Source organism: Stagnihabitans sp. (genome assembly GCF_964946895.1).
On the sequence record NZ_CBBQHX010000036.1, the window covers coordinates 1 to 24,828 of the forward strand.

The 24,828-nt window shown below is 61.7% G+C and carries 26 protein-coding genes and 1 pseudogene; 22 read left to right on the forward strand and 5 right to left on the reverse strand.

Translation table 11 applies throughout. From position 1 onward, the window contains the following. On the forward strand, window positions 1-885 hold an 885-nt coding region (locus AC1Y2B_RS18630), incomplete at its 5' end, for a conjugal transfer protein TraH (protein WP_482254621.1). 144 nt (window positions 886-1,029) lie between these two features. After that, a complete protein-coding gene (locus AC1Y2B_RS18635) occupies window positions 1,030-2,229 on the forward strand; it encodes an MFS transporter (protein ID WP_482254622.1) in 1,200 nt (399 codons plus the stop codon). Between the two features lie 27 nt (window positions 2,230-2,256). On the opposite strand, the gene AC1Y2B_RS18640 is transcribed toward AC1Y2B_RS18635, so the two are convergent. Next, entirely contained in the window at window positions 2,257-3,147 is an 891-nt protein-coding gene (locus AC1Y2B_RS18640; RefSeq protein WP_482254623.1) for a LysR family transcriptional regulator, read from the reverse strand. Between the two features lie 127 nt (window positions 3,148-3,274). Here AC1Y2B_RS18640 and AC1Y2B_RS18645 point away from each other — a divergent pair, with 127 nt between their 5' ends. Both AC1Y2B_RS18645 and AC1Y2B_RS18650 read left to right on the forward strand, forming a co-directional pair. Next, window positions 3,275-4,066: a class I SAM-dependent methyltransferase gene (locus AC1Y2B_RS18645; protein ID WP_482254624.1), complete on the forward strand. Its 792-nt coding sequence runs from the start codon at window positions 3,275-3,277 to the stop codon at window positions 4,064-4,066. Window positions 4,067-4,522: 456 nt separating this feature from the next. Beyond that, on the forward strand, window positions 4,523-5,764 hold the full coding sequence (locus AC1Y2B_RS18650; protein WP_482254625.1) for a molybdopterin molybdotransferase MoeA: 1,242 nt from the start codon (window positions 4,523-4,525) through the stop codon (window positions 5,762-5,764). Here the strand turns inward: AC1Y2B_RS18650 and AC1Y2B_RS18655 are convergent. Both AC1Y2B_RS18655 and AC1Y2B_RS18660 read right to left on the reverse strand, forming a co-directional pair. Continuing rightward, window positions 5,754-6,209: a substrate-binding domain-containing protein gene (locus AC1Y2B_RS18655; protein ID WP_482254626.1), complete on the reverse strand. Its 456-nt coding sequence runs from the start codon at window positions 6,207-6,209 to the stop codon at window positions 5,754-5,756. The genes AC1Y2B_RS18650 and AC1Y2B_RS18655 overlap by 11 nt on opposite strands. Beyond that, a pseudogene (locus AC1Y2B_RS18660) lies at window positions 6,166-6,510 on the reverse strand (substrate-binding domain-containing protein); the annotation flags it as partial. The gene AC1Y2B_RS18655 and the pseudogene AC1Y2B_RS18660, both read right to left, overlap by 44 nt. 192 nt (window positions 6,511-6,702) lie before the next feature. Between AC1Y2B_RS18660 and AC1Y2B_RS18665 the strand changes: the two are divergent. The 8 genes from AC1Y2B_RS18665 to AC1Y2B_RS18700 all read left to right on the forward strand — a co-directional run bounded on the left by AC1Y2B_RS18665 (window position 6,703) and on the right by AC1Y2B_RS18700 (window position 13,180). Then, window positions 6,703-6,909 (forward strand): TOBE domain-containing protein, encoded by a 207-nt coding sequence (locus AC1Y2B_RS18665; RefSeq protein ID WP_482254627.1) that lies wholly within the window; start codon window positions 6,703-6,705, stop codon window positions 6,907-6,909. A gap of 3 nt (window positions 6,910-6,912) precedes the next feature. Further along, window positions 6,913-7,389 carry an SAM-dependent methyltransferase gene (locus tag AC1Y2B_RS18670; protein ID WP_482254628.1) on the forward strand — a complete coding sequence of 159 codons (477 nt, stop codon included), beginning with the start codon at window positions 6,913-6,915 and terminating at the stop codon, window positions 7,387-7,389. After that, window positions 7,359-8,399, forward strand: a complete 1,041-nt coding sequence (locus AC1Y2B_RS18675; RefSeq protein ID WP_482254629.1) for an ABC transporter substrate-binding protein — start codon at window positions 7,359-7,361, stop codon at window positions 8,397-8,399. The genes AC1Y2B_RS18670 and AC1Y2B_RS18675 overlap by 31 nt, the downstream gene beginning before the upstream one ends. After that, window positions 8,389-9,384, forward strand: a complete 996-nt coding sequence (locus AC1Y2B_RS18680) for a FecCD family ABC transporter permease (protein WP_482254630.1) — start codon at window positions 8,389-8,391, stop codon at window positions 9,382-9,384. Before AC1Y2B_RS18675 ends, AC1Y2B_RS18680 begins: the two co-directional genes overlap by 11 nt. Continuing rightward, window positions 9,375-10,112, forward strand: a complete 738-nt coding sequence (locus AC1Y2B_RS18685) for an ABC transporter ATP-binding protein (RefSeq protein WP_482254631.1) — start codon at window positions 9,375-9,377, stop codon at window positions 10,110-10,112. Before AC1Y2B_RS18680 ends, AC1Y2B_RS18685 begins: the two co-directional genes overlap by 10 nt. Then, window positions 10,109-11,059: a helix-turn-helix domain-containing protein gene (locus AC1Y2B_RS18690; protein ID WP_482254632.1), complete on the forward strand. Its 951-nt coding sequence runs from the start codon at window positions 10,109-10,111 to the stop codon at window positions 11,057-11,059. The genes AC1Y2B_RS18685 and AC1Y2B_RS18690 overlap by 4 nt, the downstream gene beginning before the upstream one ends. A 178-nt stretch (window positions 11,060-11,237) precedes the next feature. Continuing rightward, complete coding sequence (gene adh, locus AC1Y2B_RS18695) at window positions 11,238-12,755, forward strand: aldehyde dehydrogenase (protein WP_482254633.1); 1,518 nt, start codon at window positions 11,238-11,240, stop codon at window positions 12,753-12,755. A gap of 74 nt (window positions 12,756-12,829) precedes the next feature. Further along, the gene (locus AC1Y2B_RS18700) at window positions 12,830-13,180 is read left to right on the forward strand and encodes a DUF779 domain-containing protein (protein WP_482254634.1); all 351 of its coding nucleotides are present in this window, start codon (window positions 12,830-12,832) and stop codon (window positions 13,178-13,180) included. Window positions 13,181-13,209: 29 nt separating this feature from the next. Here AC1Y2B_RS18700 and AC1Y2B_RS18705 read toward each other — a convergent pair whose 3' ends face one another. After that, window positions 13,210-14,640, reverse strand: a complete 1,431-nt coding sequence (locus tag AC1Y2B_RS18705; RefSeq protein WP_482254635.1) for an aldehyde dehydrogenase family protein — start codon at window positions 14,638-14,640, stop codon at window positions 13,210-13,212. A gap of 185 nt (window positions 14,641-14,825) precedes the next feature. On the opposite strand from AC1Y2B_RS18705, the gene AC1Y2B_RS18710 reads away from it, so the two are divergent. The 6 genes from AC1Y2B_RS18710 (at window position 14,826) to AC1Y2B_RS18735 (ending at window position 20,114) form a co-directional block, all read left to right on the forward strand. Then, window positions 14,826-15,209 (forward strand): winged helix-turn-helix domain-containing protein, encoded by a 384-nt coding sequence (locus AC1Y2B_RS18710; protein ID WP_482254636.1) that lies wholly within the window; start codon window positions 14,826-14,828, stop codon window positions 15,207-15,209. Window positions 15,210-15,275: 66 nt separating this feature from the next. Further along, window positions 15,276-16,052, forward strand: coding sequence for a molybdate ABC transporter substrate-binding protein (gene modA, locus AC1Y2B_RS18715; RefSeq protein ID WP_482254662.1), 777 nt, complete (start codon window positions 15,276-15,278; stop codon window positions 16,050-16,052). Window positions 16,053-16,060: 8 nt separating this feature from the next. Beyond that, the gene (modB, locus tag AC1Y2B_RS18720) at window positions 16,061-16,756 is read left to right on the forward strand and encodes a molybdate ABC transporter permease subunit (RefSeq protein ID WP_482254637.1); all 696 of its coding nucleotides are present in this window, start codon (window positions 16,061-16,063) and stop codon (window positions 16,754-16,756) included. Continuing rightward, window positions 16,753-17,841 (forward strand): molybdenum ABC transporter ATP-binding protein, encoded by a 1,089-nt coding sequence (modC, locus tag AC1Y2B_RS18725; protein WP_482254638.1) that lies wholly within the window; start codon window positions 16,753-16,755, stop codon window positions 17,839-17,841. Before modB ends, modC begins: the two co-directional genes overlap by 4 nt. 86 nt (window positions 17,842-17,927) lie before the next feature. After that, the gene (locus tag AC1Y2B_RS18730; protein WP_482254639.1) at window positions 17,928-18,818 is read left to right on the forward strand and encodes a bestrophin family protein; all 891 of its coding nucleotides are present in this window, start codon (window positions 17,928-17,930) and stop codon (window positions 18,816-18,818) included. Window positions 18,819-18,884: 66 nt separating this feature from the next. Further along, window positions 18,885-20,114 (forward strand): DUF2325 domain-containing protein, encoded by a 1,230-nt coding sequence (locus AC1Y2B_RS18735; RefSeq protein WP_482254640.1) that lies wholly within the window; start codon window positions 18,885-18,887, stop codon window positions 20,112-20,114. A 352-nt stretch (window positions 20,115-20,466) separates the two neighbouring features. Here AC1Y2B_RS18735 and AC1Y2B_RS18740 read toward each other — a convergent pair whose 3' ends face one another. Beyond that, window positions 20,467-21,360 carry a LysR family transcriptional regulator gene (locus tag AC1Y2B_RS18740; protein WP_482254641.1) on the reverse strand — a complete coding sequence of 298 codons (894 nt, stop codon included), beginning with the start codon at window positions 21,358-21,360 and terminating at the stop codon, window positions 20,467-20,469. Between the two features lie 99 nt (window positions 21,361-21,459). Between AC1Y2B_RS18740 and AC1Y2B_RS18745 the strand changes: the two genes are divergently transcribed. Genes AC1Y2B_RS18745 through AC1Y2B_RS18760 form a run of 4 tightly spaced genes read left to right on the forward strand, consistent with a single transcriptional unit; the run spans window position 21,460 to window position 24,826 of the window. Beyond that, the gene (locus AC1Y2B_RS18745; RefSeq protein ID WP_482254642.1) at window positions 21,460-21,855 is read left to right on the forward strand and encodes a (R)-mandelonitrile lyase; all 396 of its coding nucleotides are present in this window, start codon (window positions 21,460-21,462) and stop codon (window positions 21,853-21,855) included. Beyond that, entirely contained in the window at window positions 21,836-23,230 is a 1,395-nt protein-coding gene (locus AC1Y2B_RS18750) for an MFS transporter (RefSeq protein ID WP_482254643.1), read from the forward strand. Before AC1Y2B_RS18745 ends, AC1Y2B_RS18750 begins: the two co-directional genes overlap by 20 nt. Beyond that, window positions 23,227-24,222: an aldo/keto reductase gene (locus AC1Y2B_RS18755; protein WP_482254644.1), complete on the forward strand. Its 996-nt coding sequence runs from the start codon at window positions 23,227-23,229 to the stop codon at window positions 24,220-24,222. The genes AC1Y2B_RS18750 and AC1Y2B_RS18755 overlap by 4 nt, the downstream gene beginning before the upstream one ends. Before the next feature lies 1 nt (window position 24,223). Beyond that, a complete protein-coding gene (locus AC1Y2B_RS18760; protein ID WP_482254645.1) occupies window positions 24,224-24,826 on the forward strand; it encodes an NAD(P)H-binding protein in 603 nt (200 codons plus the stop codon). Window positions 24,827-24,828: the final 2 nt, after the last annotated feature.

A 24,828-nucleotide genomic window follows, 5' to 3' on the forward strand; every position in this document is an offset into this window, starting at 1 on the left:
AACACCCAAAGTGTCTGCAAGACTGTCGGCACCATGTCGGGACGTTTTGCCGATGCCCTCTCTGCCCGCTATGGCTGCGGGTCCGAAGGCAAGACCACCACAACCCTCGCCGGAGCCACCGGTGCCATGAAGGACCAGGTGCCGGTCGATGTGAACTACGCCTGGAAGGCCGTCAAGAAGAACGCCCTCCTTGCCGGTAATCCGAAGCTGGGCGAACTCTTCATGACCCTCTCCGGAACAATCATCACCCGCGCCGCCGCCAACGACAACGAAGGCCCGCGTCACCAGGTCATCACCCCCCGTGCCTTCACCCCTGACATGATCGAAGCCTTCGTCGAAGGCGGCACTCTCAAGGTCCTGCACTGTGATGAGGCAACAAAATGCCTGGCCCCAACCTTGGTCAGCGTGACCATCCCGCAGTCCGAAGCCTTCTACGCCCGCGTCAGCACGATCCTGCAGGGTATTTCCGACGCGCTCCGCGATGACACCAAGCTTTCCCCCGATGCCGTGGGCCTGATCGGCATGACTTCCGTCCCGATCTACGACACTCTGAAAACCGCCCGAGCCTACAAGTTCCAGTTTACCGATGATGAAATCGCCCTCATCTCCGAACTCGTCGCCATCGACTGCGCCATGCGCTATACCCAAGATGCCATGCAGGAACTGGCGAAATCGGCGTCGAATACGGATGCCTTCGGCTCGATCATCGAGGAATTCCAGCAGTCGGTGTCAAAAACGCTCGACAGTTTCGGGACCTTCCGGAACGAAGCGCAGGAGAAGTATGATCATGCGATCGCTGCGTTGACCAAGCTGCAGATGGCGAAGTCGGTTTTGGCAGCGAACGGGGCCGCGAAGTTTGCGTCGCAGATGGGCAATGGGGAGTGAACGGAACGCCGTGACGACGCAGCGTGATGAACAGCATCTGTGCTTCAGACGTCGTCGGAAGCGATTGTATTCTTGGTGGGGGTCGATAACCTCGTTCTGATCGGCCAAAGTGCAGCCCGAACCGCAAAAGTGAAGACCCCCAACATGACAGCTGCCGCTCGCACTCGGACATATCTTACCGTTTTGGCCGTCTTGGGGGCCAGCCATCTTCTCAATGACCTGATGCAATCGCTGATCCCGGCGGTTTATCCGATCCTGAAGCAAAGCTATGCCCTGGATTTTGGTCAGATCGGCCTGATCACCATGACGTTCCAGATCGCGGGCGCTCTGCTGCAACCGGTGATCGGCATGGTGACGGACCGCCACCCGGCGCCGTACTCGCCCGTTGTCGGCATGATGTTCACGCTGTCCGGGCTGGTCAGCCTGGCCTTTGCCCACAGCTACACGGTCATTCTGGTTTCGGTCGGCCTGATCGGCATCGGCTCGTCGATCTTCCACCCCGAGGCGACCCGGATGGCGCGCTATGCGGCGGGTGCGCGGCAGGGGCTGGCGCAAGGCATCTTTCAGGTGGGCGGTCAGACCGGCGGATCGCTTGGCCCGGTTCTTGCCGCCTTGATCATCGTCCCGTGGGGGCAACCTAGCCTTGCGTGGTTTGCCGTTCTGGCGCTGGTGGCCATGCTGCTGCTTCTGTGGATCGGGCGCCAGCAACATGGCATTCGGGCAGACTTCACCGCAATGCGCGCCAAGGCACAGCAGGGCAGCGGCGAGGCGCAGTTTGCCCCGCGGACTGTTGCCCTCGGGGTTGTGGTCCTGACCCTGCTGATGTTCACCAAGAACACCTACGAGGAAAGCTTCCGGTCGTTCTATACTTTCTACCTGATCGAACGGTTCGGCCTTTCGATCCCGACAGCGCAGTTGATGCTATTCCTGTTCCTCTTGGCAGCCGTGGCGGGCGTTCTGATCGGCGGGATCGTCGGCGACAGGATCGGGCGCTATCGGATCATCTGGATTTCGGTGCTGGGGCCTTTGCCGTTCAGTTTGATGCTGCCCTTTGCCGATCTGTTCTGGACCGGGGTGCTGACCGTGCTGATCAACCTTGTCCTCGCCAGCGCCTTCGCGTCGATCCTGATCTACGCCATGGACCTTCTGCCCAACCGGATCGGGCTGATCGGCGGTCTGTTCTACGGGCTGAACTTCGGTTTTGGCGGAATCGCGGCGGCCTTGCTCGGGATGCTGGCGGACCACTACGGCGTCGAGGTGGTCTATCGGATCTGCTCGATCCTTCCTTTGGCCGGTTTGCTGGCCTGGTTCCTGCCGCGCGTCGAGGACGGGAATGTAAAGTGATGCGGCGCCTGGTGCTAGCGGAAGCCCCTAACATGCTGCGGCAGAAGGTGCCCCTTCGAAGGCCGCCGCCTCCTGTCGCAGCCAGTCACAGAACAGCGACGACTTCCGGTTGCGGCGCGCCCTTCGCAGAGCCACGTAGCCATGACCGCTGTCGCGAAAGCCAAAAGGCGCCTTGAGTTTGCCGAAACGGATGTCATCGGCCACGTAGGGCCAAGGCGCGACCCCCATGCCCAGACCCGCGGTAGTGGCTTCCAGCATGAAATAGAAGTGCTCGAAATCGACGCGGGGGCCCTCGGCCAGCGTCACTTGAGATTGCGACAGCCAGCCATCCCAAGCTTCAGGCCGGGTGCGGGTGTGCAAGCGGGGCAGGCCCGCGAAGGGAAAGGGCGTGTCGACCGCGCGTGCGGGGGAGAGGACAAGACCGGTCTCCTCGGGGAATAGCGTGATGACTTCGGCGCCCGGGGGCCATGGTGGGCTGCCGACGCGGATGGCCACGTCAAAGGCATCACGGCTGAAATCCACCGCACGGGGGGAGGCGGTCAGGCGCACCTCAATCTCTGGGAAGGCTGCCTGAAAGCGGTACAGCCTTGGGATCAGCCAGCGCATCGTGAAGGTGCCGGGGCAGGACACATCCAACGGGCCGTCCGCTCGGTCAGCCACCGACCGCACCGAAGCGTCAATCTGATCAAGCGCAGAGGACAAGCCAGCCAACAATCGCACACCGGACTCCGTCAGGGTCAGATTGTTTTTCGGTCCTTCAAATAGGGGAATACCTAAGGCCAGTTCCAGTTGCTGGACTTGTCGGCTGATGGCGCTGTGGGTAACCGACAACTCTGCGGCGGCGAGCGTCATGCGGCCGTGGCGGCCTGCGGCCTCGAAGGCCTTGAGCGCATTCAGCGAAGGCAGTCGGCGGTTCATGTGCGTTTACCGAACATAAGCTGTTCCTTCATATCGTTTTCCAATGAACAAATAAGAGTGTTTCTTATGCAGGCAAGCCATAGCTTGAACGGATTTGGTACAAGAATTCCTTGAAAGGGAACATCCGATGTCAGCAAGCCCCTATGATGCCCGCTCGTCCGATGGCAGTGCCGGAGATGCCAACTACGGCGCGATCGGTGCTGGATACACGAACTATCGTCAGCCTGATCCATTCATCGCCTCATTCATCCTTGACGCTTTGGGCGACGCGGTGACGGTCCTGAATGTGGGGGCAGGGGCGGGGTCCTATGAACCGGAGGACCGTCAGGTCACGTCGGTGGAGCCCTCTGCCGCGATGCGGGCGCAGCGCCAGGGGCATCTGCCACAGGCTGTGGATGCTGTCGCCGAAAGCCTGCCCTTTGCAGATGGCCGCTTCGAGGCCAGCATGGCGACCTTTACGGTGCATCAGTGGCGCGATCTGCGCGCCGGCCTCGCCGAGATGCGCCGTGTCACGCGGGGGCCGGTGCTGGTGCTCACCTGCGATCCGGCTGCACTCGACCTGTTCTGGCTCAACGACTATGCACCCGAGGCGATATCCACTGAAGCACGGCGTTATCCTGCGATTTCCACCCTCGCGGAGGCGCTTGGAGGTGAGGTTGAAGTTATCCCAGTTCCGATCCCCCTGTCCTGCACCGACGGCTTTTCGGAGGCCTATTATGGTCGCCCGGAGCGTCTTCTGGACCCGGGTGCGCGGCGTGCCAATTCGGCGTGGAGTTTCGTGGACCCTTCTGTCGGCGAACGCTTCCAACGGCAGCTTTCGCAGGACCTTGAACGCGGCGCCTGGGACGCCCGCTTTGGCCATCTGCGCCGCCAGCCGTTCTTCGATGGATCGCTCCGTCTGATCGTGGGGCGACCGTGACCGGGGGAATTCGGCAAAAAGGGTTACTCAGCCTGATGGTGATGACCCGGTCGTTTCCGCCTTTTCATGCGGGTGCGGCTCCACGCACGGCACCCGGTTTGTTCCAGCAATAGATACAGCACGCGATGCTCGTCTCTACTATGGATGAAGCTGGGCGACAGCACGAAGGAATTATGATCCTCAAGGACGCCATTGAAACTGGATGGTATTTTGCCACGAACAAGACTGGACCGAAGGGGCATCAAACCAAAACCAACCCGATTGACGCGCTGACCCTATATTGGCCAAAGATCGGGGGGCGACTCCAGAGAGACTGACGTGCCGGTTGCATCCGTTCGGGGTCAGAGCGCCCTTGTTCTCATCCCAATGCTCGCGCTATGTTGGCTCGAATATAGCGCATCGTCCAACAAGGCGACGCCCTTATCTCTGTCACTTTCCCGGAACGGAACCCTGCTGATGTCCGTCACACAGATTGCAGAGCGACCAAAGAAGCCGCAGACCCTGACTGAGGCGCAGGCTTTCATCACCAAGCACTTTCGAGCCGTGGTCGGGCAAGAGTGGGTAACAGGTGACGCAAGCCTTGGCCGATTGTTGGCAAAAGATATTGTTGCTCCGTTTGATCTTCCGCGTTTTGATGCGTCGGCGATGGATGGCTATGCCGTGCATTCTGGGGATCTGGACGAAGCCGGACATGCGACCCTACGCTTGGCCGGGATATCCGCCGCCGGCCACCCGCCCAACTGGTCCTTGGAGCACGGCGCGGCGTCTCGCATCTTCACCGGTGCGATGCTGCCAAGGGGCGCGGACCGGGTTGTCGTTCAAGAGCATTGCCGCTTGATCGAAGGTCACGTCCAGATTTCGGCGGCTCCGGGCGGCAAGCCACACATCCGGCGCAGGGGCGAAGATATGCACGCAGGAGCGACGGTTCTGACCGCAGGCTTGCGGCTTGGGCCCGGTCAATTGGCGTTGCTGTCGGCCCTGCAGATCGCCTCGGTGCCGGTGTCACGTCCGTTGCGGGTGGGGCTCTTGTCCACCGGGGATGAGTTGCAAGAGGGCTCCGCGCCGCTTGAGCCAGGGCGGATCATCGACAGCAATCGTCCTATGCTGCGCGCCATGCTACAGAGGCTGGGATGCGATGTGGCAGACTTGGGAATTCTACCCGACGACCCCGAAACGCTGCTGACGGTTCTGATCGAAGCGGCAGCGGCTCACGATCTGATCATCACCAGCGGTGGCGCCTCGGTTGGCGATGCCGACCACCTGAACCGCCTCATCGCCCGGCGCGGCTTCATGGAGTTCTGGCGGCTGAACATGCGGCCCGGCAAGCCGGTGGGCCTGGGCGATATCGACGATTGCCCGATCCTTGCCCTGCCAGGCAATCCGATGGCGGCGGCCGTTGCCTTCACGCTGATCGGGCGAAGGCTGATCGGCAGGCTGGCCGGTGACCCGGTGCTTCAGCCTGACGCGATGTGTTTGCCACTGGCCCATCGTGCTTTCAAGGCACCGGGACGGCTGGAGGTTCTGGCCGGACGGCGTACTCTGTTGCCGGATGGGCAAAGTGCTGTTCAGGCCTTGACAGTTCAGGGTTCGGCCAGCTTCGCAGCGCTTTCGCAGGCCGAGGGTCTGATCCTGCTGCCCGTCTCGCCCGAGCGAGTGGATGCCATGTCGCTGGTGTCCTTCTTTCCGTTCAATCCTTGATTGGGCCTATACCATATCCTGCAAGATGATTTCGGCAATCTTCCGTTTGCAGGTCGGCAACGAGCGCCGACAAGGGACCGGCAGGTTTTGTCAGTGGGCAAGACGCAAACGTCGCGGCAACCGCCATGGCCGCAGGAAGCTGGCAGACCGACAGACCCGGAGCATCAATACAGGCCAGTCGCGCATTGCTTTGATAGGTCAGGAAAACATCAGCCAGACCGCTCTGCAGTATGAAGGCATAGGGATTGATACCCGCTGGAGCCGTTGGGGCCGAAGGTCCCCCTGCCAGGATCAGCACCTTCGCCATCAGAAGGTCCGCAGCGCCGAGATGCAGCCTTTCGCTCAGCCGCAGACTTGTGTGCGCATAATCTCCAGACGGGTCTGCGCCCGGCAAAAGAGGTGGCAAGGCGCACCTTCGGGTGCAGCAGCATGTCAAGAAGTTCAATCGTCGTGCAGACCAAGCCGGGTCGCATCAACGCGACTAAATCGGTCGCACCCAATCGCTGGATGCTCGTCGCAATCCCGATGGAGACCAGATGTTCTGGATGGCCAAGGTCCGCTGAGACGAACAGATCGGGCCGTTCAGGCCCTGCTAAAGTCTCGATCTCGCGGCGCAGTGTGCCGGAGGGGCCGAAGCGGGTTGTCAGTTTCAGGCCGCCACGCACCGCAAATCCATCCAACCATGTACCCAAGGGAACCGTCAGGCTTCCAGCCGCCCAAACTGTCAAATCAGCGGATCGGGTCATGGATGTGAAACCGGCAAGACAGGCGATGCGCTGATTGTGGGATGGGACGTTGTCTATGCATCATTGGTCCCACTCCAAGATCCGTGAATGACGGCGGCAACACGCCGCTGCCCCAAACGATATCTTGCATTGCTCGGATGCGAATTCAATGCGATATAGCTCAAGAAATATATCGTCCAGGGAGGCTTTCACATGAGACTCAGCGCACGAAACATTCTGCCCGGCAAAGTGGTGGAGATCGTCACGGGGGCCGTCACCAGCCATGTTCGGATGGACGTCGGGGGTACCATCGTCACCGCCTCGATCACCAACGAGGCGGTCAAAGAACTGGGTCTGGTTGTCGGCGACAACGCCTTTGCCGTCGTCAAAGCCTCTGACGTGATGGTTGGCAAGGATTGACGGATGGACGACGGCATCCGCCCCGGTGAGATCGCAGTAACGGCCCCTGCAGACTTCGACGCTGGCGTCTATTTCATCGGACGCCTGCGCACGCCTTGGACCGTAAGGTCGGACTGCCCCAAGAAGGGCGACCCTGACAATGGCCCGATCTGCCACGCTGAGGTCGATCCCCTTTGGGCTGCGGCTCTGACCGGGTTGGACGGCAAGACCAAGTTGCAGGTCCTGTACTGGATGCACGAAGCGCGGCGCGATCTGGTGCTGCAAAGCCCGCGCCATGACGGAACGACCGTGGGCACATTTGCCTTGCGGTCACCGGTGCGACCGAACCCGATTGCTTCCTCGGTCGTGACCCTTCTGAGCATCGAAGGCAACCGCCTTGCCCTGCGGGGTCTGGATTGCCTCGATGGAACGCCTCTCATTGACCTCAAACCCGAATTCGGAGCCTCCTCATGCCCGGCAGTCTCTCCTTCTTCCAAGTAAGACGGGCCCTTGGCCTGACCCTGGCGGCATTGCTCATCGGGCTGACGCCTGCCTTTGCACGAGATGTTGTAGACGCCACGGGGCGCACCGTGACAGTCCCCGATGCGCCGATGCGAGTCTTTGCGGCTGGCCCCCCGGCCAGCGTGCTTCTTTATGCGCTGAAGCCCGAGGCGATGATCGGCTGGGTGAAGGCGCCGAAAGATGCGGACCTCCCCTATCTGGCCGACAACGTGAAGGGCCTCCCCGAACTCGGTCGCCTGACCGGAAAGGGTGATGCGCTGAACCTTGAACAGCTTTTGGCGGCGAAGCCCGACCTGGTCATAGACTTCGGCACGGTCAGCGACACCTACAAGACCCTCGCCGACCGGGTGCAAAGCCAGACCGGCGTGCCCTATGTTTTGATCGACGGTTCCTTCGCCAACACGCCCACCGCCATCCGCCAGATGGCGGCGATCCTGGGCGTGCCGGAGCGGGGTGAAATCCTGGCCAAATATGCCGAAGACACGCTTGCCATGGTCGACCGCGTTCTGGCGAAGGTGCCGGACGCGCAGCGCCCGTCGGTCTATCTGGCGCGCGGTCCGGAGGGGCTTGAATCCGCCGGTATCGCCTCTATCAACGCCGAAATTATCGGACGTGCGGGTGGCCGCAATGTGGTGGACTCCACTGACAAGGGCTTGGTGACAACCTCGCCTGAACAAGTGCAGACCTGGGCGCCTGATGTCATCATCACGATTGATCCAGCGTTCGCCAAGGGAGTCGCTGCATTGCCCGCTTGGGCCGGTGTTCCTGCAGTGGCCAAAGGGCGTGTCTTGCTGGCCCCCTCGCATCCCTTCGGCTTCATCGACTCACCGCCTTCGATCAACCGGCTGATCGGCCTGCAATGGATGGTCCATGCGCTTTACCCCGATCAGGCCGAGGGTAACCTGAAGGCCCAGGTCACGGACTTCTACCATCTGTTCTATCACGTCGATCTGGATGAGGCGGCGGTTGGAAAGCTTCTTGGCCAGTAGTAGTCTGAAGCCCCTTGGCCTCAGCTTGGGAGCGTTGGCTTTGGCCATGCTGCTGGCTGCGGGACTTGGGGCTTATCATTTGCCATTGCCGCGCATTCTGGCACTGGTATCTGGCAGCCCGGCCGAAGGGGCCGAGGCCGCCGTGTTCTACCACATCCGCCTGCCGCGCATTCTGGCAGCGGCTCTGGTGGGTGGGGCGCTGTCGGCCTCGGGGGCTGCCTATCAGGTGACCTTCCGCAACCCTCTGGTCTCGCCCGACATTCTTGGCGTGTCGGCCGGGGCGGGATTGGGGGCTGTGACGGGGATCTTCTTCGGACTGCCGGTGGTGATAATTCAGCTTCTGGGTTTTGCCGGGGGCTTGGCCACCGTCAGCCTTGTGCTCGCGCTGACGGCGGGATTGGCGACACGACAAGACGCCTTGGCCCTGGTGTTGACCGGGCTGGCTTTGGGTGCCTTGGCGGGTGCGGGGATTTCGCTGGTGAAAGTGCTGGCCGACCCCGAGAACCAATTGCCCGCCATGACCTTCTGGCTGCTGGGCTCGCTGGCCGGGATCAAACTGGTCGATGTCAGCCTTGCCCTGCCTGCCATCGTCGTTGGCCTGCTGCCGCTGATCCTGCTGCGCTGGAAAATCGGCGTCCTGGCGATGGGCGAGGACGAGGCAAGGGCGCTTGGCGTCAATGCCGCCCGACTGCGCTGGGTGGTGATCCTCAGCGCCACGCTGATGACCTCTGCCGCCGTGTCGGTTGCAGGGACCATCGGCTGGATCGGCCTGATGGTCCCCCATATCGCCCGGCGTCTCCCCGGCCCAAGGTTTGACCTGCTGCTGCCCGTTGCCACCGTTCTTGGCGCGCTGACGCTGGTGCTGGTCGACACGCTGGCCCGCACCATGGCCACGACAGAGGTGCCCTTGGGCATCCTGACGGCCATTCTCGGTGCGCCGGTCTTCTTGACGCTGGTCCTGCGGGGCAAAGCGTCATGGAGCTGATCCGCGCCACTGACCTTTCCATCGGTCATCCGGGCAAACCCTTGGCCCAAGGCATCAGCTTTGCCCTGCAACGCGGAGAAATCCTCGCCGTCCTCGGCCCGAACGGAGCGGGCAAGACCACCCTGTTTCGTACGCTTCTGGGCCTGATCCCACCGCTTTCGGGCGATATCCGGTTGCACGGGGCTGACCTTCGCACCCTGTCGCGCCCGCAGATCGCCCGCGCCATGGCCTATGTCCCGCAGGCGATGACCGCCCCGTTTCCCTACACCCTTGCGGATTTCGTCCTCATGGGCCGCACCGCGCATCTGCCGCGCTTCGGTCAACCTTCCAAGACAGATTTGGCTGCGGTGGTGGCTGCCCTGACCAAACTGGACCTGCTGCCGCTCGCAGGGTCCCCTGTTAACCGTCTGTCAGGCGGCGAGCGTCAACTGGCACTGATCGCCCGCGCCTTGGCACAGGGTGCGCCGCTGATCGTGCTTGATGAGCCTGCGGCCAGCCTCGACTACGGCAACCGCCTGCGCCTTCTGGTCAGGATGCGGGACCTGGCCACCGAGGGGACCGCGCTGATCCTGTCCACTCATGAGCCCGATCATGCCGCAAGACTGGCGACCCGCATCCTCAGCGTCGACCGTGTTGGCCAGGTCGGTCTCGGCTCACCGGAAGAGATGACCAGACCGGCTCATCTTGCTCATCTTTACAGCCTTCCTCATGCCGAGGTGTCGCCGTGAACCTAAGACCCGCTGACCGCCACCTGACCGAGATCGAGACCGCACTCGCTCGAGGTGAGGCTGCGCTGTCGCCCATCGTCGCCTCATGGAGCCGGTCGGCCCATCTGCACGGGCTGGACCCGGCGCGCCCACAGCGGCCCGAGCGGATGACGGCGGCAGAACTGGCGGCCGCGCGCGAGAAGATGGCGCCCTTGATTCAGGCGGCGGGACCGAACTTGGATCGGCTGTTTCAGGCAGTGGGTTCAGTCGGTTGCTGTATCCTTCTGGCTGATGCCGATGGCGTGCCGCTCGAGCGTCGGGGCGCCTCGGTGGATGACCCGGTCTTTGCCGACTGGGGTTTGTGGACTGGCACGGTCTGGACCGAAGCCGAACAGGGCACCAACGGCATCGGCACCTGTCTGGTCGAAGAACGGGTGGTGACGATCCACCGCGACCAGCACTTTCTGGCCCGCAACACAATCCTGTCCTGCATGACTGCCCCGGTCTATGACCCCTTGGGCAATCTGGCCGGGGTGCTGGACGTCTCTTCGGCCCGGAGCGATCTGACCAAGGGCTTCATGACACTGATCGTGCAAGCTGTGACCGAAACTGCCCAAAAGATCGAGGCGCAGGCGTTTCAGGATGCCTATCCCAAGGCCCGGATGGTTTTGGTACCGGGCAGTGAGCGTCACTCGGGCGGGCTTCTGGCGGTCGACGAGGATGATCTGGTGGTAGGTGCCACCCGAAATGCCAGACTGCATCTGGGCCTTGCGGGCGATCTGGAGAGCCAGCCGCGCCCTGCCGCTGATGTGCTGGGACGGCGTGGGGCTGAGACGCTGGAGGATGCCGAACGGTCCCTCTTGGCGCGGGCATTGGCGCGAGCCGGCGGCAACGTCTCGGCCGCCGCCCGCGACCTTGGCATCAGCCGCGCTACGCTGCACCGCAAGCTCGGGCCGCGTCCGCGGTGATTTAGTTGGCCGAACCTGTCGCAAGACCGCGACAGGTTCGCGCTACCATCACTCGCCCCCCGGCTGACAGAGGATGATTCCGAGTCCAGCATGATCCCAGTGGCGCGAGGAGGCGCCCGTCCGTGAGGACAAACGCACACCCGTCCGTGAGGGCAAACACATCGTCTGGGAGGACATCATGAATAAAGTGGAATATTTCCGCACGTCCGCGTCGCCGTTCAAGGCGAACTACGGCAACTTCATCGGCGGCCAATGGGTGCCCGCCAAATCCGGCCGCACCTTCGAGAACACCTCGCCCATCACCGGCGGCGTGATCTGCACCGTCGCCCGCTCGGAAGCTGCCGACGTCGAGGCGGCTTTGGATGCCGCCCATGCCGCCAAGGTGAAGTGGGGTAACACTTCGGTCGCCGAACGGGCGGTGATCCTGAACAAGATTGCCGACGTGATGGAGCAGAACCTGCCCCTTCTGGCCCTGGCCGAAACCTGGGACAACGGCAAGCCGATCCGTGAGACGACTGCCGCCGACCTGCCGCTGGCCATCGACCACTTCCGCTATTTCGCCGGGGCCATCCGCGCCCAGGAAGGCTCGCTGTCCGAGATTGACCATGACACCGTGGCCTATCACTTCCATGAACCTCTGGGCGTTGTCGGCCAGATCATCCCATGGAACTTCCCGCTGCTGATGGCGGTCTGGAAGCTGGCCCCGGCCTTGGCTGCGGGCAATTGCGTGGTGCTGAAACCGGCGGAACAAACCCCGGCCTCGATCCTCGTCCTGATGGAACTGATCCAGGACCTGCTGCCGCCAGGCGTGCTGAACGTCGTCAACGGCTTCGGCCTTGAGGCGGGCAAGCCCTTGGCCTCGTCCAATCGCATCGCCAAGATCGCGTTTACGGGTGAGACGACGACGGGCCGCCTGATCATGCAATATGCCTCGCAGAACCTGATCCCGGTGACGCTGGAACTGGGTGGCAAGAGCCCAAACATCTTCTTCAAGGACGTCTGCGCCGAGGATGACGATTTCTTCGATAAGGCCATCGAAGGCTTCGTTATGTTCGCCCTGAACCAAGGTGAAGTCTGCACCTGCCCGTCCCGCGCCCTGATCCACGAGTCGATCTATGACCGCTTCATGGAAAAGGCTCTGGCCCGTGTGGCGGCCATCACGGCCGGCGATCCCCTCGACCCGACCACGATGATTGGCGCCCAGGCGTCCGAAGAGCAGTTGGCGAAGATCCTGTCCTACATGGACATCGGTAAGCAGGAAGGCGCGCAAGTGCTTGCCGGTGGTGCCCAGCGTCATCTGGAAGGCGGCCTTTCGGGCGGCTTTTACATGCAGCCCACCGTCTTCAAGGGCAACAACAAGATGCGTGTGTTCCAAGAGGAAATCTTTGGCCCAGTCGTGTCCGTCACCACCTTCAAGGATGATGAGGACGCACTGGCGATCGCCAATGACACGCTCTACGGCCTTGGTGCCGGGGTGTGGAGTCGTTCTGCCAACACCTGCTACCGCTTCGGCCGCGCCATTCAGGCAGGCCGAGTCTGGACCAACTGCTACCATGCCTATCCGGCCCATGCGGCCTTCGGTGGCTACAAGCAGTCCGGGATCGGGCGCGAAAACCACAAGATGATGCTGGACCACTATCAGCAGACCAAGAACATGCTGGTCAGCTACTCGCCGAAGAAGCTGGGCTTCTTCTGAACCACAATTGATGGGAGTGTAGGGGGGCGGAAGCCCCCCGTTTTCGCTTTCGGCCAAGGAGGTAAGACAATCCTATGGACAGCTTGGACAAGGTGCGGGCCTCGCCAGCTGCGCTGGAACTACTGACTGAGATCGTGGCGGATCATGGACCTGTTATGTTCCACCAATCGGGCGGGTGCTGCGATGGCTCATCGCCGATGTGCTATGCTCAGGGCGAGTTCCTGCTCGGCGATCGCGACGTGAAGCTGGGCGAGATCGGCGGGATGCCGTTCTATATTTCGGCCAGCCAGTATGACGTCTGGAAACACACCGACCTGATCATCGACGTTGTGAAGGGACGCGGCGGGATGTTCAGTCTGGACAACGGACGCGAGAAACGCTTCCTGACCCGCTCTGAAATCTGCGCCCTTCCACAGGCGAAGTAGGTGGCCCGGATCGCTCCGGGCCGGTTAGTTCAGGAATTGTAGCCGACGATGCCCTTGACCTCGCAGAAGTCATGGATGCCCCAATCGGCATATTCCCGGCCGTTGCCGGACTGTTTGTAACCGCCAAAGGGGGCGAAGGTGTCCCAGGCCGGGTAATTCAGGTTCACCGTGCCCGCCCGCAGTTTGCGCGCGACCGGGCGGGCATCTTCGACCGGACCGGAGACATAAGCGGCCAGGCCGTAGGGCGAGTCATTCGCCGAAGCGACGGCTTGATCGACGGAGTCGTAGGGCAGGATCGACAGGACTGGACCAAAGATCTCCTCGCGCGCAATCGTCATATCGTCGGTGACACCGCCGAAAATCGTTGGTTTGACAAACCAGCCCCGGTTCAGACCGGCCGGACGACCTAGCCCGCCTGCAACCAGAACTGCATGCTCATCAATGCCAGCCTGGATCAGGCGTTGGACTTTGTCGAATTGTGTCTTCGAGATCAACGGGCCCATGGTGGTCCCAGGCGCCCGCGGATCGCCCGGAACCACGGCGTCCGCTGCCGCCTTGGCAAACATCATCGCCTCGACATGGGAGGCGCGCGGGACAAACATCCGGGTCGGCGCATCACAGCTTTGGCCAGTGTTGCCAAAGCAACCCTCGACACCAGCCTTGACCGCGGCCTCCAAGTCAGCGGTCGGCAAGATGATATTGGCTGATTTGCCGCCCAATTCCTGCGCCACCCTCTTGACCGTCGGAGCAGCAGCGGCGGCCACCGCTGTGCCTGCCCGTGTGGAGCCGGTGAAGCTGACCATGTCCACCTGAGGATGCGAGGAGAGGCGCGCGCCAACCTCGGGACCGGTGCCGTTCACGAGATTGAAGACGCCGGGCGGGACACCTGCAGCATGGCAGACTTCAGCAAATAGAACGCCGGACAGGGGCGCAATTTCCGAGGGCTTCAGAACCATTGTGCAGCCCGCAATCAGGGCCGGGGCGACCTTGCAAGCGATCTGGTTCATCGGCCAGTTCCACGGTGTGATAAGCGCGCAGACGCCGATGCCTTCATACACGATCCGCGTGGTGCCCCGGTCATATTCCCAGGCCATCTCCTCAGCCGCCTTGATCGTGCTTTCAATATGGACTTGGCCCGCCCAAGCTTGTGCTCCACGAGCCCATTCGATCGGGGCGCCCATCTCGGTGCTCATCGCTTGGGCGAAATCCTCATACCGTTCGTTGTAGATTTCGAGGATGCGCTTCACGAGGGCGATGCGCTTGGCCACCGGCCAGACAGTATAGGTGTCAAACGCCGCACGCGCCGCAGCAACCGCGCGGTCGGCATCGGCGACGGAGCCCAATGCGACCTCGGCCACAATCTCCTCGGTGGCGGGGTTTTCAACGCCCATTCGGATGGTCGAAATGGGGTCCACCCAAGCGCCGTCGATGTAGAATTTGGTCAGGTTAGTAGAAATCATGGCTGTCTCACTTTGCCGGGCGCTGTCGCGTTTGTTGATGTTCGATTCGATATGTATCTAGGAAAATATCGCTGTTCGCACCCACCAACGCAACCCGCTTTCTGAGAGCGGTTCGGGCCCGACAATTTCCGGCTGCCCGCAAAAGGTGCTTGCAATGCCGGCTTTTTGGCGGAACCTTGGAACCCATGAATGATCCTGCCCCAACCCAAATCAGCCCTGCGCGTTTGCAACTTCGCCTCTTTTTCGGGGACGATGCCATGCTCGGCCCCGGCAAGGCGGAGCTCTTGGAGCTAATCCGGGACACCGGGTCAATCTCCGCAGCAGGGCGCGAGATGAAGATGAGCTACAAGCGGGCCTGGATGCTGGTCGAAGAGATGAACGCGGCATTTCGGGAACCGCTGGTGGAAAGCACCCGCGGCGGGCCGGGAGGCGGCGGCGCACGTGTTACCGATGCGGGCCTGGTCATGTTGCGCCTTTACCGATCGATCGAGGAAACGGCCGCGCGGGCAGGGGCGGAAGATATCCTGATGCTCAAATCCATGCTCAGGGATATTCCCCTCCAGAAATAACCCTTGCATCTGCAGATGCTCCAGCATGATATATCCCGCGAAACATATCGTTGCCTGGAGGATTCCATGACTTTTCTGACCCGTCGCGCCACGCTGCTTGCGCTTGCCTTGTCCACCGCTCTTGCAATCCCCGGATTTGCCTCAGCGGCTGAAATCACAGTGTTCGCAGCCTCCAGCCTGAAAACAGCGCTGGATACGATTGCCGCAGACTGGGAAAAATCGACCGGCAACAAAGTGGTCATTTCCTACGAATCCTCAGCCAAGCTGGCCAAACAGATCCAAGAGGGTGCGCCGGCAGACATCTTTATCTCGGCGTCCAAACAGTGGATGGACACGCTCGCGGATGCCAAGTTGATCAAGGATGACAGCCGCAAGACCATTTTGGGCAACACGCTGATCCTTGTTGCTGCCGACAAAGCGGCCGCCAAGGTCGACTTGGTCAAGGGTGTCGACTTGGCCACGCTGGTCGGCGACAGCAAGCTGGCGATGGGTCTGGTGGACTCTGTTCCGGCTGGCCAGTACGGCAAGGAGGCACTGACGAATCTCGGGGCCTGGGATGCGGTTGAACCGAAAGTTGCGCAGGCGGACAACGTCCGCGCCGCGCTGAAGCTGGTGGATACGGGTGAGGCGGCCTACGGGATCGTGTACGCGTCGGATGCGATTTCCGATGACAAGGTGACCGTTGTCGGCACCTTCCCGGAAGACAGCCACAAGCCGATCATCTATCCTGCGGCTGTAACCGCTACCAGCACGGCACCCGAGGCGCAGGCATTCCTGGATGACCTGACGTCTGATGCGGCTGCGGCAGTCTTCACCGCTCAGGGTTTCATCGTCCTGAAATAAGGACGCAAATGCCTGATTGGTTTTCTCCTGATGAATGGCGCGCAGTGGCCTTGTCGCTGCGCGTCTCGCTTTGGGCGACCGCCCTTAGTCTGCCTTTGGGCATCTACATTGCGTATGTGCTGGCCAGGCGCGAATTCTGGGGCAAGCAAATCCTGAATGGTTTGGTCCACTTGCCACTGATCCTGCCGCCGGTCGTAACCGGATATCTGCTGCTCTTGACCTTTGGTCGCAAAGGCTTTGTCGGCCAGTATCTGGACATGGTGGGCATCGTTCTGGCCTTCAAATGGACAGGGGCTGTCCTTGCCGCAGCGGTTATGGCCTTCCCGCTCATGGTCCGTGCGATCCGCCTTTCGATCGAGGCGGTGGACCCCAAGCTGGAACAGGCCGCCAGCACCCTGGGCGCCTCGCCAGTCTGGGTGTTTCTGACTGTCACCTTGCCACTGATCCTGCCGGGCATCATCGCAGGTGCCGTGCTGGCCTTTGCCAAGGCGATGGGAGAGTTCGGTGCCACTATCACCTTCGTCTCCAACATCCCGGGTCAAACCCAGACCCTACCGTCAGCCATCTATTCCTTCCTGCAGGTGCCGGGCGGTGACCCGCAAGCGTTCCGGTTGGTGCTTGTTTCGATCTTCGTGGCAATGTCAGCGCTGATCCTGTCGGAATGGGTCAGCAAGTCTGTGGCGCGCAGGATATCGGGGTCATGACGCTGTCGGTTGCCTTGAGCCACAGATTTCCGGGCTTCACCCTTGATGTAGCATTTGAGGCTCAGGCCGGTGTGACGGCGATTTTCGGACCATCGGGGTCGGGAAAATCCACGATCATCAACGCTGTGGCGGGGTTATTGCGGCCCGACACGGGGCGAATTGCCAACGGGCCGCAGGTGCTGCTGGACACCGACCGGGGCATCAACCTGCCGCCGCACCGCCGCCGAGTGGCCTATGTGTTTCAGGATGACCGTTTGTTTCCACACCTCAACGTGCGACAAAACCTGCTATATGGTCGCTGGTTTGCGCCCAAAGCGAAAGGGGCGGGCTTTGACCGCGTCGTCGCGATGTTGGACATTGTCCCGCTTTTGGCTCGCCGCCCGGGCAATCTGTCGGGCGGCGAACGTCAAAGGGTGGCCATCGGACGTGCTTTACTTGCCGATCCACAAATTCTGGCCATGGACGAACCCCTCGCCGCCTTGGATCACGCCCGCAAAGCAGAGATCATGCCTTATATCGAGCAGTTGCGGGACAGTACCTCTATTCCGATCCTCTATGTCAGCCACTCGGTTTCCGAGATCACCCGTCTTGCGAAATCGGTGATGCTGATCGAAGCGGGCCGCATCATCCGCACCGGAACAGTGGCCGAGGTGTTCTCGGACCCCGCTGTCGTCACCTCGGTAGGGTTGCGCGATGCGGGTTCGGTCATTCCTGCCCGGATCGCAGCCCAAGACGACGATGGCCTGACCCGGTTGGAAACCTCTGCAGGTCCAATCTGGCTGCCGAGAGTCGACGCCCCACTGGGCGCCGGAGTGCGGGTGCGCATCGCGGCGCAGGACATCATCCTGTCTAACACCCATCCCGAGGGGCTGTCGGCGCTGAACATCCTGCCCGCCACGGTCACCGCCCTGCGGATGGGCGACGGGCCGGGGGCCATCGTGCAGTTGCAGGTTGGCCAGGATCTGCTTCTTGCCCGCATCACGCGCCGGTCGGCCACCAATCTCGCTCTCAAGATTGGGAGCCCGGTTTATGCTGTGCTGAAATCGGTGTCCGTCGCTCCAAGCGATGTTGCCACGCCGCCCTGAGCCGCGACGGTCGAGTTTGGCTTGCCGGAATGGGTCCGATCTAATCTCAAACGCCAACTGTCAAACCCATATTGCAGGAGCCCCCTTTGATTATCCGCGACAAACCCCGTTTCAGAGACCTTGCCTTCGCCATTCGAGGCTCCGTCCTGCCGCAAATCATGCCCAACATACTGATCCTGATGGCGATTGCGGCCGCCTTGGTCTGGCTCGATTCAAGGTTCGGAATGTTGCAGCATGCCGACGGCACGGCCTTTACCGTTTTCGGCATCGCCCTGTCACTGTTCTTGGGGTTTCGCAACAACGCGGCCTACGACCGTTGGTGGGAGGCGCGCAAGCTTTGGGGTGGCCTTTTGGCGGACCTGCGCGCCTTTGCCCGGGAGACCGAGATGTTCGTGGCCGATCCTGTGCTGCGGCATCAGGTGCTGAACATGGCGCTGGCCTTTCTGCATCTGCACCGCGCAAATTTGCGGCGGATCACGGCTGACCTCGAAAGCACGCGCCGAGCGCTGGATCTGATGAATCACCCGCATCCACCCTGCGCCGCCCTGGACGCCATCAATGCGGACCTGTCAAATGCACTGGCTGACGGAAAGATCGACGGATTTGGTGCGCGTGGTCTGACAACCCGTTTATCAAGCATCGCGTTGCAACAGGCGGGGTGCGAGCGTATCGCGACCACACCGCTGCCCTATGTCTATTCCCTTCTGATCTATCGCACGACCTATCTTTACTGCCTGCTTCTGCCTTTGGCTCTGATCGGTCACGCGGGTTGGTTGACGCCGCTGTTCATCGGCATCGTGGCCTATGTGTTCCTGGGTTTGGCCGAGGTGACCGAAGAATTGAGCCATCCGTTCGGCACTGCCCTGAACGCACTGCCGTTGGATGCGATCTGTCGTGCGGCCGAAATCAGCCTTGCACCCCACTTGGGGCAGCCTGCGCCACTGCCGCTTTTGCCAAAGGATTTCCATCTCGGGTGAAGCCGTGCTTGTGTGCCGAAAGGGAATCGATATATTCCTAGAAATATATCGACGGGAGACGGCCCCTTGCGCTCGGCAACTGCACTCACCTCGTTTCTGGGCACGGCCCCCGCCCTTCCCGCCAGTTTTGACGGCAAAAGCTTCGTTCCCCCAGTACGAGCCGCACAGAATCAGCGCACCCGCATCTGGGAAATGGCGCCAGCCTTCCATTGTTCGATCGTGGGGACTTGCCTGACAAACGCCGACGTCCGGCACCTTCTGAGGAAGCTGGGCGACCCGGAAGCAGACATGGCGTCAGAGCACAAGCTGCATGTCAAAGCCGTCAGCATGGCAAGTCGACAAGACATCAGCAGCAAGCTGCTGAACAAGGCACTGGATCAGCAGCACGACCGAATGATCCGAAAATTTGGGAAGGCAAAGTCGGTCGAAGATCTTCGCACCCTTTGGGATGAGGCCTCGGCTGCGGGAGACATTGCCAGCGGCTATTGGGCCGTACTGTCGCATCCGGCCGCCGACAAGGCCTTGTGCAATGCTGTCTTTGGCGAAGTCCACATGCTGTCCCATCTGGTTGGGCGCGCCAGCCGCGTCGACCTGCAACGGTTGCGTGCGCTGGAAGCCGAGCTTGAACTTCAGAAGGCTCGGATTGCAGAATATGAGAACCGCGTCCGTTCCCTGACCGACGAGAAGCATGCGATTTCTACGGAAGCGGAAGCGTTGCGTCACGCAGACCGCCTGGCAAGACTGCGGCCAGACCCTGTAATAGCAGCTTCAGGTCCCGAAGAGGTTGAGCTCTTGCGCCGCAAGCTGGCCGACGAACGCGCACGCTCCGAAGCCCTTGCAGAACGGCATGACGCAAAGGAACTTGCTGTCGAAGAGATCACAATCAGGGCCGAAAAGTCGGAAAAGCTGGCGGTCGACCTGGAGGCGGAGTTGCTGGCGGCTGAGACGGTCTATGCAAGACTGGTGGAACCAAAGGCGCAAGCGCTTGATCTCAAAGGTCAAAAGATACTGTATCTGGGCGGAAGACCAAAACTGGTCGAGCAACTGAGACTTCTGGCGGGGCAAGCCGGTGGAACTTTGCTCAGCCATGATGGGGGTATCGAAGACGCGCGACACCTGTTGTCTGGTCAGGTTGCGCAAGCCGATGTCGTCGTATTTCCGGTGGATTGCGTCAGCCACTATGCCATGGGACAGGCAAAACGTCTGTGTCAGGACATGGCAAAGCCGTTCATACCCTTGCGGACTGCAAGCATGGCCTGCTTCCTAAGTGCGGTCTCGACCATGTTTGGCGGATAAACTGCCAATGCTTGCCATCAGACTCGGTGCCAAAGATTTTGATCAAAAGGGTGCAGACGTTTGCGTTTGATCTGGTGGCAACGCCCCAAAGCAAAACAGCGATCCGTCTGTTGTGCGCCAATTGCCGGGTTTAGGTCTGTGCTGTGAACTGCGCGTTCGCCCAAACGGCCGTTTTTTGGCCCAATGCGTCGATCCGGCCCGCCCGAACGTGATCGGCCCTAAGCTGCCGGTCAAATGAGACTGATATGGTTGACACTCGGTGCGTAAAGCCGACATTCGATCCGTCGTGATCTGGCTTGCTAGAAAGTCGGGTTGTAATTGATCGACACACTGCGGAAATCCCATGGCGATCTCAGCCTCGCCAGCGCAATTTGTTCACCACCAATGCCATGGCGGGTGAGGTCTGTCGGCGACTTGGGTAATACAGATGGAACCCGGAAAAAATCGGGCACCAGTCCTCCAAAACGCGAACGAGGGCGCCTTGGGCGAGGTCATCGGTCACATAGGGTTCAGGCACGAAGGCCAGACCAAGCCCTGTCCGCGCGGCGTTCAGGCACAGACCCGGCACGTTGAAGGTCAACGGCCCTTCCACGCGCACGTTCAGCGGACGGCCGTTCTTGACGAACTCCCACGCATAAAGGTTGCCCAAGGTCGGCAGGCGCAAATTGATGCAAGCGTGGCGGACAAGATCCTGCGGTTCGGCCGGGTATCCGAAACGCGCGAGATAGTCGTGGGAGCCGACCAGAGCCATCGTCATATCCGGCCCGATCCTGACCGCGATCATGTCCTTGTCCAGACTTTCGCCAAGGCGCACCCCCGCGTCGAACCGTTCGGTCACTATGTCGGTGAAGCGGCTTTCCACGTTCACCTCGACCTTCACGTCCGGATAGTCCGGCAAGAGCCGCGCGATCATCGGCCATAGGATCATGTCCGCCGCCAAGGCGCTGGAGGTGATGCGGACCAACCCAGCAGGCGTGTCGCGCATCGAGGACAGCGCGTCGATCTTGGTTTCGATCTCGTCAAAACACGGGCGCAAGGTGGCGGCCAATTGCTGGCCTGCCTCGGTCGGGCCGACGTGGCGGGTGGTGCGATTGAGCAGGCGCAGACCCAGCCGTGCCTCAAGTCGCTGCACAGTGTGGCTGAGGGCGGATTGCGAGGTGCCCTGGCGAGCGGCGGCCTTGGTAAAGCTTCCCGCCTCGATGACCGCCAGAAAGGCCGAGAGGTCCCCAAGTTCATCGCGCTTCATTCATGCATCCAAAGTATGAGTACATTCCGATATTAGAGCCTAATCGAATGAAAGCCAAAGGTGTAGTTTCAGGACAGCAAATTCCTGATGAGGCATCTGATGACCATCACCCCAAACGGCTCCGTCCCTTCCGCCACAGGCCCAGCGGAATATTTCACCGGCAGGGTCCGTATTGATGCGGCCTTCAAGACCGAGGCTCCGGCGCGGCTGGGCGGCGCCACCGTCACCTTTGAACCGGGCGCCCGAACGGCGTGGCACACCCATCCCCTGGGGCAGACCCTGATCGTCACCGCTGGCCTTGGACGGGTGCAGAAAGAAGGCGGCCCGGTTGAGGAAATCCGCCCCGGCGATGTGGTGTGGTTCGCCCCCGGTCTGCGGCACTGGCATGGTGCCAGCCCCACCGTCGCCATGACCCATATCGCACTGGCCGAAGCGCTGGATGGTCAGGTGGTCACCTGGATGGAGCATGTGACCGATGACCAGTATCTCGCTTGACGGTGCCATGATGCCGACCGAAGCCAAACGCCAGCAACGCGCCGTCCTGATCGTCGTGCTGGCGACCTACATGATGATCCTTCTGGATACCTCCATCGTGATCACAGGATTGCCCGAAATCCGTACCGAGCTGGGGTTTTCGGCGGTGATGCTCAGCTGGGTGCAGACGTCGTACATGCTGGCTTTCGGCGGCTTCCTGATGCTCGGGGCGCGGGCGGGTGACCTATTTGGCCGCAGGCGCGTGTTTCTGGCCGGATTGACGCTGTTTACCCTGTCATCCTTTGTGATCGGGGCTGCGCCCAACGCCGCGGCCTTGCTGGCAGCCCGTGCCGTGCAGGGCTTGGGGGCGGCTATCCTGGCACCCTCGACCTTGGCGCTGCTGCAGGTGCACTTTGCGGAAGGTGAAGAGCGGACCAAGGCGCTCAGCCTTTACGCCGCGACGGCAGGCATCGGGTCGAGCCTTGGACTGGTGCTGGGTGGCATTTTCGCGGGCTGGTTCAGCTGGCGTGTTGGGTTCTTCATCAACGTTCCGGTAGGCCTTGCGGTCTATTTTGCCGCGCGGCATCTGTTGACCGAAACGCCCGGATCGGGCGGGCGGCTGGATATCTTCAGCGCAATGACCTCGACCCTTGGCATGGCGGCGCTGGTTTACGGCATCGTGCGCGGTGCAGAGGTGGGGCGCGACCCGATCACGGCGGTCTCCCTTGTCCTTGGCGTTGCGGTGTTGGCTGGTTTCATCCTGCGCCAGGCTTGGTCCGCCACGCCCCTGCTGCCGCTGCGCTTGTTTGCAAGCCCGGTCCGCAGCGGCGCCTATGCGGCGCGGATGATGTTCACCGGGTCGATGATGGGCTTCTTCTTTCTGACGACGCAACTGATGCAAGGCGACCTCGGCTTCAGCGCCGTGCAGGCCGGGCTTGGCTTCCTGCCGATGACTGTGATGACCTTTGTTGCATCGCTCTGCTTGCCGCGTCTGACCCGTGCCATAACGAACGGTGGCGTCCTCGTGCTGGCCTTTGCCTGCGCGGCGGTCGGACTGTTCTGGCTGTCGTTCGCCGGGGCCGGGCACGGCTATCTGACCTCGGTTGCCCTGCCGATGCTTCTGCTTGGCTTCGGCAATGGCACGGCCTTGGGTCCGCTGACCGTATCAGGGGTGCAAGGCGTGGCGCGGGCTGATGCGGGCGCAGCCTCTGGCCTTGTGAACGTGGCACATCAGCTGGGCGGTTCTCTCGGAGTCGCAAGCCTGGCCGCCGTGGCGGCTGAATTTGGGGGCCTGTCGGTGGGTTTGAATGTCGCCGCCGGGTTGCAGGCCCTTGGGATGGTGACTTCAATCCTGTTCATCGTCCGTCCCTTTCATACTGTTGGAGCAAAACCATGAACCTGCGTGAACTGGGCCAAAGCGGCCTGACCGTCTCGGCCCTGGGGCTGGGCTGCATGGGCTTGACCGGCGTTTACGGCGAGGGCATCGCCGAGGAACAAGCGATCGGCCTGATCCATGCGGCCCATGACCGCGGCGTGACACTGTTCGACACCGCCGAGGCCTATGGCCCCTTTGCCAACGAGGTCCTGCTGGGCAAGGCGCTTGCCGGGGTCCGTGACAAGGTGGTGATCGCCACCAAGTTCGGCTTTGACATCGACCTTGCCACCGGCGCCCGGACAGGCGGCACCAACAGCCGCCCCGCGCATATCCGCGCTGTGGCCGAAGCCAGCCTGATGCGGCTTGGCACCGATCACATCGACCTATTCTACCAGCACCGCGTCGACCCCGCCGTTCCTATCGAGGATGTCGCAGGCACCGTCCGCGACCTGATTGCAGAGGGCAAGGTGGGCCATTTCGGTCTGTCCGAGGCCAGCCCTGCCACAATCCGCCGCGCCCATGCCGTGCAGCCCCTGACGGCCGTGCAAAGCGAATATTCGCTGTTCTGGCGCGAACCGGAGGTGGAGTTGCTGCCGACTCTGGAGGAGCTTGGCATAGGCTTTGTCCCGTTCAGCCCACTAGGTGCCGGCTTCCTGACCGGGGCGATCACTGCGACAACCGTCTTCCCGCCAGGTGATTTCCGCAACAACGTCCCGCGTTTTTCGCCCGAGGCGCGGGCGGCCAACGTGGCTTTGGTTGACCTGCTCAAATCCATCGCCGCGCCGCTGGGTGCCACTCCGGCGCAAGTGGCTCTGGCCTGGCTGCTGGCGCAAAAACCGTGGATCGTGCCGATTCCGGGTACGACCCGGATCTCGCGACTGGAGGAGAACCTTGGCGGTGCCGCTCTGGTTCTTCCTCCCGCAGATATCGCCCGCATCACGGCTGAAAGCGCCGCCCTGTCACTACAAGGCGCCCGCCTGCCCGCAGCGGCGCTGAAGATGACGGGGCTTTGACATGACCAACATCCTGATCATCGGCGCAAACGGCCAGATTGCCCAGGTCGCCACAAAGATGTTCCTTGCCGAGACCGACGCGCATCTGACGCTGTTCCTGCGCCGTGCCAACCGGCTGAAGGGCCGCTGGCCCGAGGATCGTGCCCAAATCATCGACGGCGACGCCAAGGACGTGGTCGCCCTGACCGCCGCCATGAAAGGGCAAGACGTGGTCTATGCCAACCTGTCGGGCGACATGGGGGCGCAAGCCAAGGCCATCCTGCTGGCGATGAAGGCCGCCCACCTCAATCGCCTGATCTTCGTCAGTTCCATGGGCATTTACGACGAGGTGCCGGGCCAACGCTACAAGCCGGTGCTTGACCCTTACCGCGATGCCGCGCTGACGATCGAGGCGTCAGACCTCGACTATACCATCCTGCGCCCTGCCTGGCTGAACGATGATCCCGTGACGCGCTACGGCATCACCCACAAGGGAGAGCCGTTTCAGAACAGCGGCCTGACCGTTTCCCGCCAAAGTATTGCCAGCCTGATCCTGCGCCTGGTCGCCACGCCGGCGTTGGAGACACGCCAAAGCCTTGGCATCCACGGACTACATAGGAGATGACG

Excerpts from the sequence above, each read along its gene's own strand:
- AC1Y2B_RS18645 (WP_482254624.1), top strand. The coding sequence starts at position 3,275 with ATGTCAGCAAGCCCCTATGATGCCCGCTCGTCCGATGGCAGTGCCGGA.
- AC1Y2B_RS18750 (WP_482254643.1), top strand. The coding sequence starts at position 21,836 with ATGACCAGTATCTCGCTTGACGGTGCCATGATGCCGACCGAAGCCAAA.
- modC (WP_482254638.1), top strand. The coding sequence starts at position 16,753 with ATGACGCTGTCGGTTGCCTTGAGCCACAGATTTCCGGGCTTCACCCTT.
- AC1Y2B_RS18755 (WP_482254644.1), top strand. The coding sequence starts at position 23,227 with ATGAACCTGCGTGAACTGGGCCAAAGCGGCCTGACCGTCTCGGCCCTG.
- AC1Y2B_RS18705 (WP_482254635.1), bottom strand. The coding sequence starts at position 14,640 with ATGATTTCTACTAACCTGACCAAATTCTACATCGACGGCGCTTGGGTG.
- AC1Y2B_RS18675 (WP_482254629.1), top strand. The coding sequence starts at position 7,359 with ATGCCCGGCAGTCTCTCCTTCTTCCAAGTAAGACGGGCCCTTGGCCTG.
- AC1Y2B_RS18745 (WP_482254642.1), top strand. The coding sequence starts at position 21,460 with ATGACCATCACCCCAAACGGCTCCGTCCCTTCCGCCACAGGCCCAGCG.
- AC1Y2B_RS18700 (WP_482254634.1), top strand. The coding sequence starts at position 12,830 with ATGGACAGCTTGGACAAGGTGCGGGCCTCGCCAGCTGCGCTGGAACTA.
- AC1Y2B_RS18670 (WP_482254628.1), top strand. The coding sequence starts at position 6,913 with ATGGACGACGGCATCCGCCCCGGTGAGATCGCAGTAACGGCCCCTGCA.
- AC1Y2B_RS18635 (WP_482254622.1), top strand. The coding sequence starts at position 1,030 with ATGACAGCTGCCGCTCGCACTCGGACATATCTTACCGTTTTGGCCGTC.
- AC1Y2B_RS18685 (WP_482254631.1), top strand. The coding sequence starts at position 9,375 with ATGGAGCTGATCCGCGCCACTGACCTTTCCATCGGTCATCCGGGCAAA.
- modA (WP_482254662.1), top strand. The coding sequence starts at position 15,276 with ATGACTTTTCTGACCCGTCGCGCCACGCTGCTTGCGCTTGCCTTGTCC.
- adh (WP_482254633.1), top strand. The coding sequence starts at position 11,238 with ATGAATAAAGTGGAATATTTCCGCACGTCCGCGTCGCCGTTCAAGGCG.
- AC1Y2B_RS18650 (WP_482254625.1), top strand. The coding sequence starts at position 4,523 with ATGTCCGTCACACAGATTGCAGAGCGACCAAAGAAGCCGCAGACCCTG.
- AC1Y2B_RS18710 (WP_482254636.1), top strand. The coding sequence starts at position 14,826 with ATGAATGATCCTGCCCCAACCCAAATCAGCCCTGCGCGTTTGCAACTT.
- AC1Y2B_RS18740 (WP_482254641.1), bottom strand. The coding sequence starts at position 21,360 with ATGAAGCGCGATGAACTTGGGGACCTCTCGGCCTTTCTGGCGGTCATC.
- modB (WP_482254637.1), top strand. The coding sequence starts at position 16,061 with ATGCCTGATTGGTTTTCTCCTGATGAATGGCGCGCAGTGGCCTTGTCG.
- AC1Y2B_RS18665 (WP_482254627.1), top strand. The coding sequence starts at position 6,703 with ATGAGACTCAGCGCACGAAACATTCTGCCCGGCAAAGTGGTGGAGATC.
- AC1Y2B_RS18760 (WP_482254645.1), top strand. The coding sequence starts at position 24,224 with ATGACCAACATCCTGATCATCGGCGCAAACGGCCAGATTGCCCAGGTC.
- AC1Y2B_RS18640 (WP_482254623.1), bottom strand. The coding sequence starts at position 3,147 with ATGAACCGCCGACTGCCTTCGCTGAATGCGCTCAAGGCCTTCGAGGCC.